The following is a 14,028-nucleotide window of genomic DNA, read 5'->3' as shown; positions in this document are numbered from 1 at the left end:
CTCGTCGTGACGTCGCCGGTGGACACTCCGCGGACCGGGTTCGCCTACCTCGACCGGGTGCTCGAGGACCCGGGCTCGGTGCTTGCCTTCGCGCACCGCGGCGGTGCCTACCACCCGGAGATCGAGGGCCTGGAGAACACCCTGGCCGCGTTCCGGCACGCGGTCGGCCTCGGCTACACCTACCTCGAGACCGACGTGCACGTGACCCGCGACGGAGTGCTGCTCGCGTTCCACGACTCGGTGCTCGACCGGGTGACCGATCGTCGTGGCGAGATCGCCGCCCTCAGTCTCGCCGAGGTGCGGGAGGCCCGGGTGGGAGGGCGCGAGTCCGTGCCGACCCTCGCCGAGCTCTTCGACGCGTTCCCCGACGCCCGCTTCAACATCGACCTCAAGTCCGATGGCGCCGTCCCGGCGCTGGCCGACTTCATCGCCGCACGCGAGGCGTGGGACCGGGTCCTGGTCGGCTCGTTCTCGCGACGGCGTACGGCGCTGTTCCGGCAGCTCACCGACGGCCGGGTGCCCACCAGCGCGACGCTCGGCCAGATCGCCGCGTTCCGGTTCGTGCCGGTCGCGTGGCTGGCGGCCCGGCTCGCGGGCACCGGTGGCGCGGCCCTGCAGGTCCCGCACCGCCGCAACCGTCTGTTGGTGGTCACGCCCGGGCTGGTCCGGCGCGTGCACGCCTCCGGACGGCAGGTGCACGTCTGGACGATCGACGACGCCGACGAGATGCGCGTCCTGCTGGACCGGGGCGTCGACGGACTCTTCACCGACCGCACCGACATACTCAGGGCGGTCCTCGTCCAGCGTGGCCAGTGGAGGGAGTCGTCATGACGGCAGCCGAGCTCGACCCGGACGCCCGGGTGCGCGAGCAGAAGGCCTGGTACTGGTACGACTGGGCCAACAGCGCCTTCGTCACCACCACCGCCGCCGTGCTCTTCGCGCCGTACCTGACCTCGGTCGCCGAGAAGGCTGCCTGCGGCTACGTCACCGATGAGGACAAGCACATCAAGTGCACCCAGGACCTGCACGTCCTCGGGCTCGACGTCTCCGCCGGATCGTTGGTCTTCTACCTCGTCACGGCCGCGACCATCCTCTCCGCGATCGTGCTGCCGATCGTCGGCGCGATCGCCGACCGCAGCGCGAGCAAGCCGCGCCTGCTCGGCGGGTTCGCCTGGGCGGGCAGCGCGATGGCGATGCTGATGTTCTTCGTCGCCGGCTCGAACTGGCAGCTCGGCGCCGTGCTGCTCGTCTTCGCCACGCTCTTCCTGGGCGCCAGCCTGGTGGTCTACGACTCGATCCTGGTCGACATCGCCGACCCCGACGAGCGCGACACCGTCTCGTCGAAGGGCTGGGCCCTCGGCTACCTCGGCGGCGGCCTGCTGCTGGCCGTGAACTTCGTGCTGCTCACGGTGATGAGCGACCACACCGAGATGGCGGTGCGGATCAGCCTGCTCAGCGCCGGCGTCTGGTGGGCCGTCTTCACGATCATCCCGGTCCGCGGCATCCGCTCGCGCCCGCCGGTCAACCCGGTCGCGGAGCCCGGCGGTCTGGTGCAGGCCAGCTTCGGCCAGCTGTGGCACACGCTGAAGGACCTGCGCGGCTACCCGGTCACGCTCACGTTCCTGCTCGCCTACCTCTTCTACAACGACGGCATCCAGACGGTGATCTACGCCGCCTCGGTGTACGGCGAGAAGCAGCTCGGCTTCGAGAAGAGCACCGTGCTGATGGCGTTCCTCGTCGTCCAGTTCGTCGGCATCGCCGGCGCGCTCGGCTTCGGGCGGATCGCGAACCGGATCGGCGCGTTCAAGGTCATCAAGACCGGACTCTTCATCTGGCTGGTCGTGGTGGTGGTCGGGTGGCTGATCCCCAACGACAACCTCCTGCTGTTCCTGCTGCTCGCCGTGGCGATCGGGGTCGTGCTGGGTGGCACCCAGGCGCTCTCGCGCTCGTTCTACAGCCAGCTCATCCCCCGGGGCCGCGAGGCGGAGTACTTCTCGCTCTACCAGGCCTGCGAGCGCGGCACGAGCTGGATCGGCACGCTGATCTTCGGCCTCGTCCACCAGTGGACCGACTCCTACCGACCGGCGCTCCTGGCGCTCATGGTGCTGTTCGTCCTCGGCATCGCCCTGCTGATGCGGGTCGACCCGCGCCGTGGCATCCAGGAGGCCGGCAACGACCTGCCGGCCGTGGTCTGACGTCGCGTCCGAGGAGCACCTGAGAAGTTCCTGTGAGTGGGGTCATACCGCCCGATTCCCGGAATCTTGTCCATACCTCTACCGTTGAACGGATTGAGACTTGAACCAGTGGGGTACATCCCCGCTGAGGCCTGCGACTCGTGCGCCGGCCGGTCAGTCTCGGACATGCATCATTCGGGGGACAAGATTCGGGAGGTGGCTCATGGCAGAGCGCACACTGCGTGGAGCGCGGCTCGGGGGCCAAAGCTTTGAGGACGAGCGCGGCATCGAGTTCGCGGCGCGTCAGCAGGTTGGTTTCCGTTGTGCCCAGGGGCACGAGTTCGAGGTCACGATGTCGGTCGAGGCCGACGTCCCGGCCGTGTGGGAGTGCCCGCGCTGCGGCGCCGAGGCGATGAACGTGTCCGGCATCCTGCCCGAGGTGAAGGCCGAGAAGCCGGCCCGCACCCACTGGGACATGCTGCTGGAGCGGCGTTCGGAGAAGGAGCTCGAGGACATCCTCAAGGAGCGTCTCGAGCTGCTCCGCGGCGGCGAGATCGGCCCGGCGCACCTGCACCGCGCCAACCAGAAGAAGCGTCGCGCCTCGGCCTGACGCTAGTCGTCGTCGACGACCTCGCCCCGGATGACGGGCCCCTCGGTGGGTCCGGGTCCGGGGCGTCGTACGTCCACGGCACCCATCACCAGCCGCCGGGCGACCGCCGCGGCGAGCAGCCGCCGGAAGAGCGGTCGGGTGAAGGGCAGGATCAGCAGGATCCCGAACGCGTCGGTGATGAAGCCCGGCGCGAGCATCAGCGTCCCGCCCACGATGATCAGCGCGCCGTCGGCGATCTCGGAGGCGGGCGGACGACCGCTTGCGAGGGCGTCGCGGAAGGCGCGCCAGGCCCGCGCCCCCTCGTGGCGGATCAGCCAGGTCCCGAGGATCGCGTCGAGCACCAGCAGTGCGATCGTCCAGCCGGCGCCGATCACCTGGCCGATCTGCACGAGCACGTAGATCTCGGCCAGGGGGACGACGACGAAGGCGACGAAGAGCGCCGCCTGGACCATCCGTCGCCGTCGGGTCATCGCCTCCCCCTCATCGGCGCAGCGCCGTACGCACGCGCTCGGCGCGCTCGCGCAGTCCCCAGGCGGTGATCCGGCGCAGCGACTCGGTGGCCACGGAGCCGCTCATCTTGGAGTCGCCGCGGACCCGCTCGACGAACTCGATCGGCACCTCGCGGACCGTCAGCCCGGCGGCGAGGGTGCGCGCGACCATGTCGGTCTGGAAGACGTAGCCGGTCGACTGGACGGTCTCGAGGTCGATCTTCTCGAGCGTCGTACGCCGGAACAGCCGGTAGCCCGCCGTCGCGTCGCGCACCCGGACGCCGAGCAGCAGGCGCACGTAGAGGTTGCCTCCGCGGGAGAGCAGCTCGCGGCGCAGCGGCCAGTTGACCACCGCTCCCCCGGGCACCCAGCGCGAGCCGATCACCAGGTCGGCGCCGTCGCGCAGCGCGGCGAGGAGCCGGTCCAGCTGCTCGGGCTGGTGGGACCCGTCGGCGTCCATCTCGCCGATCACGTCGTAGCCCGCGTCCAGGGCGACCCGGAAGCCGTGCAGGTAGGCCGCCCCCAGGCCCTCCTTGCTGGTGCGGTGCACCACGCGGACAGCGGGGTCGGCGGCGGCGAGCCCGTCGGCGACGTCGCCCGTGCCGTCCGGCGACCCGTCGTCGACCACGAGGACGTCGATCGCGGGCTGCGCGGCCCGCAGACGGCCGACGATCCAGGCGAGGTTGTCGGCCTCGTTGTACGTCGGGATGACGACGACCACGCGGCCCAGGCCGTCGACGTGGTGGGGTCCAGCTGCGCTCATCGGTTCCTGCTCAGTGCGTCGGGCTCAACGTCGCTCTCGTCGGCCTCCTGTCGGGCGAGACCACGACGATACGGGACCAGCGCGAGGAGCAGACCGAGACCCGCCAGCAGCACGCACAGCCGCCCCGACCACGGCCCGATCCGCACGGCCGGGGTGATCGCGGTGTCCAGCCCGACGGTCTCCACGAGCGCCGCCTGGGTGCGGGGCTCGGCCCGCGCGACCACGCTGCCGTCCGGCGCGATGACGCCCGACACGCCGTTCGTCGAGGCGACCGCCAGCCAGCGGCCCGTCTCGACGGCGCGGAGCCGGGTGATCGCGAACTGCTGGTCGATCTGGTCGGTGTGGATGAAGGTCGCGTTGCTGGTCTGCACGGTCAGCAGCTGGGCGCCGCGGTCGACCTGGCCGTAGATCGCGTCGTCGTACGCGACGTCGAAGCAGATGGAGTCCGCGACCTCGACCCCCGCGATGCTCAGCGGGTCGAGGCGCGTGCCCGAGACCATGTCGCGGCCCACCATCGTGAGGCGACCGATCTGGAGGTTGTCGAGGTACTTCCGGAAGGGGATGTACTCGCCGAAGACCACCGGGTGGTGCTTCGTGTACCGCTCCCCCGCGCCGGTGACCGGGTCCCAGACGATGCCCTGGTTGAGGACGTGCTGGGGGCCGGCGTCCACGATGGCGCCCACCAGGATCGGGACGCCGATCGCGGAGCTGGCCGCCAGGATGCCCGCGTTGGTCTGCTGGTCGCGGAACGGGTCCACGGCCGTCGAGTTCTCGGGCCACAGCACGAAGTCCGGCTTCGGCTCCTTGCCCGCGGCCACGTCGTCGGCCAGCCGCGTGGTCACGTCGACCTGGTTCTGGGTCACCTGGCGGAAGTCGTAGAGGATGTCGTCCCCGTTGCCGGGCACGTCGCCCTGGACGACCGCGACGGTGGCCTCGCCCTCGGGGTGCGGCGACCACGACACCGCGAGCGGCAGCACGAGACCAGCCAGGGCCAGGGCGGCCAGCGCGCCCACGGCGACGAGCCGGGTGCTTCCGTGCTCGACGACCGCCCACGCCAGCAGGGTGCCGCTGAGGGCGAGCACGAGGCTCGCGCCGACCGTCCCGATCCAGGGCAGCGCATCGGCCAGCGGCGTGTCGGCGACGGCGAAAGCGAGGCGTCCCCACGGCATCCCGCTGAACGGCCAGGTGCTGTACCAGAGCTCCGTGGTCACCCATGCGGCCGCGACCCAGAGCGGCCAGAGGCGGTGCCGCTGCAGGAGGCAGGAGGCCGCGCCGAGCACGGCGTAGAAGAGCGACTGCCACAGCGAGAGCCCGACCCAGGCGTCGTACCCGACGGCTCGCATCCAGAAGAGCAGCACGAACTGGAAGCCGACCCCGAACGCCCAGCCGACGAGAAGGGCCGAGCGGATCCGCAGGCCGCGGGTGGTGAGGACGAACCCGGCGACCGCGAACGGGATGACGATCGGCACGGCGACCGGCTCGAACGCGAGGGACAGCCCGACGCCGCTCGCGACGGCCACCAGGATCCGGAGCAGCACGGGACAGACGATACCGATGCCCCGGAAGGATCCCGCGCCCTTCGGACCAGTCCGACCTCGACCGGCTGCCGGGGCCGCGGCTGTTGTCTAGGGGACACGGGTCCCTTCCGCGTCCGCTCTCGCGGGAGCGGACCGACCTCCGCGAACAAGGACCGAGGCGTGGTTGGCACCCCACCCTCGGACCCGGCCACTCGGACGGCGGTCCGCCGTCCACGATCTGCATGAACGGACGGCACACCTTGGCCGCGAAACTCGCCCGCTGTCAACCGCCTGATGACCTGCACAGACGCGCGAATCTGCAGGTCAGGAGCGGAGTCTGACGCTCGAGATCGCCTCGAAATTTCACCGAGGTGCGGCGTGTCGCGCCGACACGCCGACCAGTCGGAGGGCTAGACCGGCGTACTCCGCCGCCAGGGCGTCCGGGTCGAGATCGCCGGCGGGCGTCCACCAGCGCGCGACGCCGCTGCACATCTCCAGCAGCGCTCGGCGTACGACGGCGGTGGAGCCGACCTCGAAGGCTCCGGTGGCGACGCCCTCGTCGAGGGTGTCCTGCCACAGGCCCTCGTAGCGGTCCCGGAGGCCGACCACCTCGTCGCGTGCTGCCGTCGAGAGTGCGTTGACCTCGTCGTCGACGACACGGGTGCGCTCGGGCGCGCTCGCGTGCGTGCGCACGTGCAGCTCGACGAGCGCGACCAGCCGCGCCTGGGGGTCGGCCAGGGTGGCGGCCGCCTCGGCGGCGTCGAGCAGCTCGGTGAGGCTGCCGCGCATGATGGCGACGAGCAGCTCCTCCTTGGTGCCCATGTAGTGGTAGAGCGAGGCGGAGGAGAGTCCGGCGGCGTCGGCGAGCTGCCGGATGCCGGTGCCGTGGTAGCCGCGCTCGGCGAAGAGCGCGAGGGCAGCGGCCTGGACCCGCTCCACCGTGGGCTGCGCCACCGCTTGACCCCTCTCGTCGCCGCGTTCTACGGTCGCCCATGATGCCCGATCGATCGATCGATCGGTAGCCCCGATGCGAAGGAGTCCTCCGGTGGAGGTCGTCGAGTACAGCCGGGACGGTGCGATCGCACTGCTCCACCTCAACCGGCCCGAGCGCCTGAACGCCGTCACCGCCGCGCTCACCGACCAGCTCGGTGCGGCGCTGACCCGTGCGGCCGAGGAGGACGCGCGCGTGGTGGTGCTGGCCGGCCGCGGTCGGGCGTTCTGCGCCGGCCACGACCTGAAGGAGCCGGAGCCCGTCGAGACCCCGGTGCAGACCCGGCGGCGCCTGGAGGCGATCCAGGAGGTCACCCGGCTCACCCGTCGGTTCCCCGGCCCGGTGGTCGCCGCGGTGCACGGCTACGCGCTGGGCGCCGGCTGCGAGTTCGCGCTCGCCTGCGACGTGGTGGTGGCCAGCGAGGACGCCCAGTTCGGCTTCCCGGAGGTCGGTGTCGGTCTGAGCGTGACCGGTGGCATCTCCCGGCTGCTGCCGATGCTGGTCGGGTGGGCCAAGGCCAAGGAGCTGCTCCTGCTCGGCGACCGGGTGACCGGCGCCGAGGCGGCGGCGCTCGGGATGGTCGCGCGCGCCGTACCCGCCGGCGAGCACGAGACCGTGGCCCTCGAGCTGGCCCAGCGCTTCGTGGAGCGTCCGCCGCTCGCGCTGAGTCTCGCCAAGCAGGTGCTCGACCACGGCCTGGATGCCACGCTGGAGGAGGCGATGGTCCGCGAGGTCGACCACGCCGTCCTGACCTCCCTGTCCGGGGAGGGCGCGGCACCCAAGGAGGCCTTCACCCGTGGCTGAGCAGTCCCTCGTCGACCTCCTGCTGGCCGCCGCCGAGCGGTGGCCCGAGCGGCCCGCGTGGACGTTCGTGGCCGCGGACGGCACCGAGCAGACGCTCACCTTCTCTACGGTTGGTGACCAAACGTCGCGCCTCGCCCAGGCGCTGCGCGAGCGTGGGGTGCAGCCGGGAGACCGGGTGGCGGTGATGCTCGACAACCAGCCCGAGCTCCCGCTGGTCTGGTTCGCGCTGATGCGCCTGGGCGCGGCGATGGTCCCGCTGAACGTCCGCTACCGCACCGCCGACGCCGGCCACGTCGTCGCCGACGCGGGCGCCCGGCTGGCCGTCACGTCGCCGTCGTACGCCGGGCTCCTGGAGCCGCTCGTCGAGGTCGTGGACGTGGCGGACCTGAATCCGGCGGGGCCCTGGGAGCAGGGGCCGGTGGATCCCGCGGCTCCGGTGAACGTGCAGTACACCTCCGGCACCACCGGGCACCCGAAGGGCTGTGTGCTCACCCACCGCTACTGGACCACCCTCGCGACGTCGATGGTCGAGGAGTTCCCGCACCTGCGCGCCGACGACGTGATGCTGACGGCGCAGCCGTTCTTCTACCTCGACCCGCAGTGGAACGTCGTGTCCGCGCTGCTGGCCGGCGCCCACCTGGTCGCGCTGGACGGCTTCCACCCGTCGACGTTCTGGTCGCAGGTGCGCGCGCACGACGTCACCTACTTCTACTGCCTGGCCGCGATGCCGACGCTCCTGCTCAAGATGCCGGCCGACGACCTGGACCGGGCCCACCGGGTGCGCGCCGTCCAGTGCTCGGCGATCCCACCCGCCCTGCACGCGGATCTCGAGGCCCGCTGGGGCGTCCCGTGGTTCGAGGCGTTCGGCATGACCGAGACCGGCGCCGACATCCGGGTCTCCCCCGACGACCACGACGAGCTGGTCGGCTCCGGCTGCCTCGGCCGGCCGGCCGCGCACCGCGAGGTGCGCATCGACGACGACGGGCAGATGTGGCTGCGCGGCCCCGGGATGATGGAGGGCTACCTCGGACAGCCGGACCCCTTCGTGGACGGGTGGTTCCCGACCGGCGACCTGGCGCGGCTCGACGACCAGGGACGCGTCTACCTCGCCGGTCGCCTCAAGGACATGATCCGCCGCAGCGGCGAGAACATCGCAGCACGCGAGGTCGAGGACGTGCTGCTCACCCACCCCGCGGTCCGGCTCGCTGCCGTCCTCGGCGTACCCGACGAGATCCGCGGCGAGGAGGTCAAGGCGTACGTCGTGGCGCCGGGTGCCTCCTCGGACGAGCTCACCGCGTGGTGTGTCGAGCGGCTCGCCGCGTTCAAGGTGCCCAGCCAGTGGGAGTTCCGCGACGACCTGCCACTGACGGCGTCGCAGCGGGTCGAGAAGGCCGCCCTGAAGGCGGGGCGAGCATGAAGGCGGACCTGCTGCTGACCAACGCGCGGGTGCGCACCCTGGCCGGCGACGCCGTCGCTCCTGCGGTCGCGATCTGGCGCGACCGCATCGTGGCGCTGGAGGACGTGCCGGCGCACCGGACCATCGATCTCGGCGGTGCCGTCGTGACCCCGGGCTTCCACGACGCCCACAACCACATGGCGTGGTACGGCCTGTCGCTCGACGAGGTCGACCTCCGGGTGCCCACCCTCGAGGCGTTGTACGACGCCGTAGCGGCCCGTGCGACGACCTCCCCCGAGGGCGCCTGGATCATCGGCGCCGGCTACGACGAGAACAAGCTCGGCGCCCACCCCGACCGCGACGTGCTCGACCGGGTCGCGCCGGGGCGTCGGGTCTGGCTCAAGCACACGTCCGGGCACATGTGCGTCGCCAACGGCGCACTGCTCGCCGACCTGGGCATCGCCGACGCGCCCGTCGACGTCCCCGGCGGGCTCGTGGTGGTCGACGCCGCCGGTCGCCCGACCGGGCTGCTCCAGGAGCAGGCCCAGCAGCTCCTGAACCGCCTGGTCCTCCCCTACCCCGTCGACGCGCTGGTCGACGCGATCGAGCGGGCCGGACGGGTCTACCTGTCGCAAGGCATCACCAGCGTGGTCGAGGCCGGTGTCGGTGGCGGCTGGATCGGCAAGAGCCCCGTCGAGGTGGCCGCCTACCAGCGGGCACGCGACCTCGGCCGGCTGCCGGTCCGGGTCGAGCTCATGGTCGCCTCCGACGTGCTGCACCCCGTGACCGCGCACGCGTCCGACGGCATCGACATCGGCCTGGACCTCGGCATCCGCACCGGTCTCGGTGACGACCGGCTGCGGATCGGGCCGGTGAAGATCTTCAGCGACGGCTCCCTGATCGGGCACACCTGCTCGATGACCGAGGACTTCGCGGACACCCCGGGCGAGCGTGGCTACCTCCAGGACGACGCTGGTGCCCTGCGCGCGCGGATCCTGGACGCGCACCGGTCCGGCTGGCGGGTGGCCGCGCACGCGATCGGTGACGCGGCGATCGACCTCGTCCTGGACGCGGTCGAGGAGGCGCAGCGGCGCTGTCCACGGCCCGACGTACGACACCGGATCGAGCACTTCGGCGTCTCCCGGCCCGACCAGGTCGCCCGCGCCGCGGCGCTGGGGGTCGTCCCGGTGCCCCAGGGCCGCTTCGTCGGCGAGATCGGCGACGGGATGCTGCGCGCGCTCGGCCCGGAGCGCGCGGGGTGGGCCTACCGCTACCGCTCGTTGTTGGACGCCGGCATCACGCCGCCGGGCAGCTCGGACCGTCCGGTCGTCGAGGGCGCTCCGCTGCGCGGGATGCACGACATGGTCAACCGGCTGACGGACGGCGGACAGCCGTGCGGTGCGGAGGAGGCGATCTCCGGGCTCGAGGCGCTCACGGCGTACACGTTGGGCTCGGCGTACGCCTCCCACGCGGAGCGGGATCGCGGCACGATCGAGGTCGGCAAGTACGCCGACCTGGCCGTGCTCTCGGACGACCCGGCGACCGTCGGGCCGACGGCGATCCGCGACATCGAGGTCCTGTCGACCGTGCTGGCCGGACAGGTGGTGTGGGAGCGGTGACCCTCGTCGAGGCGACAACCCTGAGCCCCCAGCAGCGCGGCATCGTGCGGGCGATCTACGAGGACGCCTTCCCGGACGAGCTGCAGGCACCGTTCGACGACCTCTTCGTCGACCGGATGCTGGTGCTGCTCGACGAGGACGGGCCGGCCGGCTTCGCCCTGGTGCGCGACCTGGCCGAGACGCCGTGGACGTTCCTGCGCTACTACGCCGTCGGGCGTCGGGGCCGCGGCACCGGGTCGGCGATGTGGCGCGAGGTGACCGACCGGCTCGCGGCCGAGGGCCGCACCCGCCTCGTCTGGGACGTCGAGGACCCGGACGAGGCCGGCCTCTCTCCCGAGCTCGTCGACGAGCACCGCCGGCGGATCGTCTTCTACGAGCGCCTCGGCGGTCGGCTGCACCCGGTGCGCGACTACCTGCCTCCGCACGACGACGGCCATGCCCCGCAGCTGCTGCTGATGGACGCCCCGCTCGCCGACGAGCCCGAGCCGCCGCTGCGCTCGCTCGTCGAGACGGTCTACCTGCGCCGGTACGGCGTGCCCCCGGGTCACGCCGTTGTGCGCCGGACGTTACTTGCCAGCAATCTGATCTGACGGGAAAACATGCGGCCAGGCGTTTGCAGCGCCGCAATATCTCCGTCTACCCTCGGTGCATGAGCATCGAGACGAGCATCGCCTCCCTGGTCGAGGACCAGACCGGTCAGCCCTACCCCTACCGGCAGGTCGAGCTCGTCGAGCCGGACTGGACCCGCTTCCCCGGGTGGCGCGACGTCACCGCCGAGGAGTGGGCGTCGGTGCAGTGGCAGCGGTCGCACTGCGTCAAGAACGTCAAGCAGCTGCGTGAGCTCCTGGGCGACCTGGTCGACGAGCGCTTCTACGCCGACCTCGAGCGCGACCAGGCCGAGCGGGCGACGATGTCGATGCTCGTGCCGCCGCAGATGATGAACACGATGGTGCCGCACGAGACGGTGGCCGGTCCGGGCTCGCTGACCGAGGCGTTCTACGCCGACCCGGTCCGGCACTACATGATCCCGGTCTTCTCCGACCGACGCACCGACTGGCCCTCGCACCCGCACGCCACCCGCGACTCGCTGCACGAGCACGACATGTGGGTGGCCGAGGGCCTCACGCACCGCTACCCGACCAAGGTGCTCGCCGAGCTGCTCCCGACCTGCCCCCAGTACTGCGGGCACTGCACGCGGATGGACCTCGTCGGCAACTCGACCGCCACCGTCGACAAGCTGAAGTTCGTCGGCAAGCCGGTCGACCGTCTCGGCTCGATGCTCGACTACCTGCGTCGTACGCCGCAGGTGCGCGACGTCGTCGTCTCCGGTGGCGACGTGGCGAACATGCCGTGGCCGCGGCTCGAGGACTTCCTCACCCAGCTGCTCGAGATCGAGAACATCCGCGACATCCGGCTCGCCACCAAGGCGCTCGTCGGGCTCCCCCAGCACTGGCTGCAGGACGACGTCCGCGCCGGCGTCGAGCGGGTCGCGACCGTCGCCCGCTCGCGCGGGGTGTCGCTGGCGATCCACACGCACGCCAACCACGCCAACTCGATCACCCCGATGGTGGCGGCCGCGTCGAAGGCGATGCTGGAGGCCGGCGTACGCGACGTGCGCAACCAGGGCGTGCTGCTCAACGGCGTCAACGCCGACCCGCACGCGCTGCTCGACCTGTGCTTCCGCCTGCTCGATGGCGCGCAGATCATGCCGTACTACTTCTACATGTGCGACCTGATCCCCTACTCGGAGCACTGGCGGGTCTCGGTCGCCGACGCGCAGCGGCTGCAGCACCACATCATGGGCTACCTGCCCGGCTTCGCCACGCCGCGGATCGTCTGCGACGTGCCGTTCGTCGGCAAGCGCTGGGTGCACCAGCTGGCCGACTACGACACCGAGCGCGGCGTCTCCTACTGGACGAAGAACTACCGGACGTCCATCGAGGCCACGTCCGCCGATGCCCTCACCAAGACCTACGAGTACTACGACCCGATCCACACCCTGCCGGAGTCCGGCCAGGCGTGGTGGGCCGAGCACGGCGACCTGGACGCCTCCGCGCTCCGGGCTGCCGAGGTGGCCGAGGCGTCCCGGCGTACGGCGGCGCTGCAGGCCTGGTGACGGCGGCCTGACCGCTCCCGCTCCGACGTTTGGTCACCAAGCACAGACCGGGAACGCTCCCACCCTGGGTTGGTGACCAAACGTCGTCGCCGGAGGGCGCAGGTCAGGTGACGGAGCGGTTCTCGTACGGCGTCGACAGCACGATCGTCGTCCGCGTGGAGACGTTGGCCGCGGCCCGGATCCGCGCGAGCAGGTCCTCGAGCGCGGTCGGCGTCGCGACCCGCACCTTGAGGATGTAGGACTCGTCGCCGGCGACCGACCAGCAGGACTCGATCTCGGGGATGCCGCGCACCCGCTCCGGCGAGTCGTCGGGCTGGGACGGGTCGATCGGACGGATCGAGATGAACGCCGTCAGCGGGAGCCCGAGCTGCTCGTGGTCGATGCTCGCGCCGTACCCACGGATCAGCCCGCGGCCCTCGAGCCGCTTGACGCGCTGATGGACCGCTGACGTCGAAAGTCCGGTGGCCTTCCCCAGATCGGTGAAGGACATTCTTCCGTCGTTGGCGAGGAGCTCGAGGATCTTGCGGTCCGTTGCTTCGAGTTCCGACTGGCTCACGGCGCACAGACTAGCCGCGATCCCGTGATTGGATGCGTTCGTGACCGACTCGCAACCCGGCCGTCTCATGCTGCTCGACAGCGCCTCGATGTACTTCCGGGCGTTCTTCGGCGTTCCGGAGATCAAGGCGCCCGACGGTACGCCGGTGAACGCCGTGCGCGGGTTCCTCGACTTCATCTCCCGGCTGGTCGGCGACTACCGGCCCACCGACCTGGTCTGCTGCTGGGACAACGACTGGCGGCCGCAGTGGCGGGTCGACCTGCTGCCGTCGTACAAGGCGCACCGGGTGGTCGCCGAGAAGCAGGGGGCACCCGACATCGAGGAGGTGCCCGACCCGCTCCAGGTGCAGGTGCCGATCATCCTCGACGTGCTGGAGGCGTTCGGGCTCTGCGTGGTGGGCGCCGACGGCTACGAGGCCGACGACGTGATCGGCTCCTTCGCCAGCCAGGCGCGCCAGCCGGTCGACATCGTCACCGGCGACCGCGACCTCTTCCAGCTCGTCGACGACTCGGCCGACGTCCGGGTCCTCTACATCGCCCGCGGTGTCGGCAACCACGAGCGGGTGACCAACGACTGGGTGCGCACCAAGTACGCGATCGATGCGCACCAGTACGCCGACTTCGCCACCTTGCGCGGCGACGCCTCCGACGGCCTGCCGGGCGTCGCCGGCGTCGGCGAGAAGACCGCCGCGACCCTGCTCCAGCGCTTCGGCGACATGGACGGCATCGTCGCGGCGGCCCATGACCCGGACGGCGACATGGGTCCCGGGCCGCGCGGCAAGATCAAGGCCGCCGCCGACTACCTCGCCGTCGCACCGCAGGTCGTCGCCGTTGCCCGCGACATCGACCTGGGCTCCCCCGCCACCCGGCTCCCGTCCGAGCCGGTCGACCTCCAGCGGGTCGCCGAGCTCGGCACCAAGTGGGGCATCGAGAGCCCGGTGCAGCGCCTGACCGAGGTGCTCTGCGGCTGACCGTCTGCGACGTTTGGTCACCAA

At 71.5% G+C, this 14,028-nt stretch carries 14 protein-coding genes; 9 read left to right on the top strand and 5 right to left on the bottom strand.

Annotation, left to right across the window (positions count from 1 at the left end; translation table 11 throughout):
- Positions 1-6: 6 nt before the first annotated feature.
- From ASC77_RS01105 to ASC77_RS01095, 3 genes are all read left to right on the top strand, one after another.
- The gene (locus ASC77_RS01105) at positions 7-831 is read left to right on the top strand and encodes a glycerophosphodiester phosphodiesterase (protein ID WP_082574479.1); all 825 of its coding nucleotides are present in this window, start codon (positions 7-9) and stop codon (positions 829-831) included.
- Entirely contained in the window at positions 828-2,195 is a 1,368-nt protein-coding gene (locus tag ASC77_RS01100; RefSeq protein ID WP_056147729.1) for an MFS transporter, read from the top strand. Before ASC77_RS01105 ends, ASC77_RS01100 begins: the two co-directional genes overlap by 4 nt.
- Positions 2,196-2,397: 202 nt before the next feature.
- Positions 2,398-2,784 carry an RNA polymerase-binding protein RbpA gene (locus ASC77_RS01095; protein WP_056147727.1) on the top strand — a complete coding sequence of 129 codons (387 nt, stop codon included), beginning with the start codon at positions 2,398-2,400 and terminating at the stop codon, positions 2,782-2,784.
- 2 nt (positions 2,785-2,786) lie between these two features.
- Here the strand turns inward: ASC77_RS01095 and ASC77_RS01090 are convergent, their stop codons facing one another.
- The 4 genes from ASC77_RS01090 to ASC77_RS01075 form a co-directional block, all read right to left on the bottom strand.
- Positions 2,787-3,254, bottom strand: coding sequence for an FxsA family protein (locus ASC77_RS01090; protein WP_056147724.1), 468 nt, complete (start codon positions 3,252-3,254; stop codon positions 2,787-2,789).
- Positions 3,255-3,264: 10 nt separating this feature from the next.
- Positions 3,265-4,035 (bottom strand): polyprenol monophosphomannose synthase, encoded by a 771-nt coding sequence (locus ASC77_RS01085; RefSeq protein ID WP_056147722.1) that lies wholly within the window; start codon positions 4,033-4,035, stop codon positions 3,265-3,267.
- Entirely contained in the window at positions 4,032-5,573 is a 1,542-nt protein-coding gene (lnt, locus tag ASC77_RS01080) for an apolipoprotein N-acyltransferase (RefSeq protein ID WP_156390866.1), read from the bottom strand. The genes ASC77_RS01085 and lnt overlap by 4 nt, the downstream gene beginning before the upstream one ends.
- A 342-nt stretch (positions 5,574-5,915) precedes the next feature.
- Positions 5,916-6,506 (bottom strand): TetR/AcrR family transcriptional regulator, encoded by a 591-nt coding sequence (locus ASC77_RS01075; RefSeq protein WP_056147716.1) that lies wholly within the window; start codon positions 6,504-6,506, stop codon positions 5,916-5,918.
- 91 nt (positions 6,507-6,597) lie between these two features.
- Between ASC77_RS01075 and ASC77_RS01070 the strand changes: the two genes are divergently transcribed.
- Genes ASC77_RS01070 through ASC77_RS01050 form a run of 5 tightly spaced genes read left to right on the top strand, consistent with a single transcriptional unit; the run spans position 6,598 to position 12,478 of the window.
- Positions 6,598-7,347: an enoyl-CoA hydratase/isomerase family protein gene (locus tag ASC77_RS01070; protein WP_156390865.1), complete on the top strand. Its 750-nt coding sequence runs from the start codon at positions 6,598-6,600 to the stop codon at positions 7,345-7,347.
- Positions 7,340-8,764, top strand: a complete 1,425-nt coding sequence (locus tag ASC77_RS01065) for an AMP-binding protein (protein WP_056147710.1) — start codon at positions 7,340-7,342, stop codon at positions 8,762-8,764. Before ASC77_RS01070 ends, ASC77_RS01065 begins: the two co-directional genes overlap by 8 nt.
- On the top strand, positions 8,761-10,362 hold the full coding sequence (locus tag ASC77_RS01060; protein ID WP_056147708.1) for an amidohydrolase: 1,602 nt from the start codon (positions 8,761-8,763) through the stop codon (positions 10,360-10,362). Before ASC77_RS01065 ends, ASC77_RS01060 begins: the two co-directional genes overlap by 4 nt.
- A complete protein-coding gene (locus ASC77_RS01055; protein WP_162249779.1) occupies positions 10,359-10,952 on the top strand; it encodes a GNAT family N-acetyltransferase in 594 nt (197 codons plus the stop codon). Before ASC77_RS01060 ends, ASC77_RS01055 begins: the two co-directional genes overlap by 4 nt.
- A gap of 59 nt (positions 10,953-11,011) precedes the next feature.
- Positions 11,012-12,478: a KamA family radical SAM protein gene (locus tag ASC77_RS01050; protein WP_056147704.1), complete on the top strand. Its 1,467-nt coding sequence runs from the start codon at positions 11,012-11,014 to the stop codon at positions 12,476-12,478.
- Between the two features lie 103 nt (positions 12,479-12,581).
- Here the strand turns inward: ASC77_RS01050 and ASC77_RS01045 are convergent, their stop codons facing one another.
- Positions 12,582-13,034, bottom strand: coding sequence for an Lrp/AsnC family transcriptional regulator (locus tag ASC77_RS01045; protein WP_082574374.1), 453 nt, complete (start codon positions 13,032-13,034; stop codon positions 12,582-12,584).
- 67 nt (positions 13,035-13,101) lie between these two features.
- Here ASC77_RS01045 and ASC77_RS01040 point away from each other — a divergent pair, with 67 nt between their 5' ends.
- A complete protein-coding gene (locus tag ASC77_RS01040; protein WP_056149722.1) occupies positions 13,102-14,004 on the top strand; it encodes a 5'-3' exonuclease in 903 nt (300 codons plus the stop codon).
- The last annotated feature ends 24 nt before the right edge of the window (positions 14,005-14,028 follow it).

Origin of the sequence: Nocardioides sp. Root1257 (genome assembly GCF_001425175.1) — a bacterium.
Classification (GTDB): Bacteria; Actinomycetota; Actinomycetes; order Propionibacteriales; family Nocardioidaceae; genus Nocardioides.
The sequence above is the reverse complement of the archived record's forward strand: the minus strand, read 5'-3'. Positions and strand labels throughout refer to the sequence as shown.

Excerpts from the sequence above, each read along its gene's own strand:
- ASC77_RS01100 (WP_056147729.1), top strand. The coding sequence starts at position 828 with ATGACGGCAGCCGAGCTCGACCCGGACGCCCGGGTGCGCGAGCAGAAG.
- ASC77_RS01095 (WP_056147727.1), top strand. The coding sequence starts at position 2,398 with ATGGCAGAGCGCACACTGCGTGGAGCGCGGCTCGGGGGCCAAAGCTTT.
- ASC77_RS01090 (WP_056147724.1), bottom strand. The coding sequence starts at position 3,254 with ATGACCCGACGGCGACGGATGGTCCAGGCGGCGCTCTTCGTCGCCTTC.
- ASC77_RS01085 (WP_056147722.1), bottom strand. The coding sequence starts at position 4,035 with ATGAGCGCAGCTGGACCCCACCACGTCGACGGCCTGGGCCGCGTGGTC.
- ASC77_RS01060 (WP_056147708.1), top strand. The coding sequence starts at position 8,761 with ATGAAGGCGGACCTGCTGCTGACCAACGCGCGGGTGCGCACCCTGGCC.
- ASC77_RS01050 (WP_056147704.1), top strand. The coding sequence starts at position 11,012 with ATGAGCATCGAGACGAGCATCGCCTCCCTGGTCGAGGACCAGACCGGT.
- ASC77_RS01040 (WP_056149722.1), top strand. The coding sequence starts at position 13,102 with ATGCTGCTCGACAGCGCCTCGATGTACTTCCGGGCGTTCTTCGGCGTT.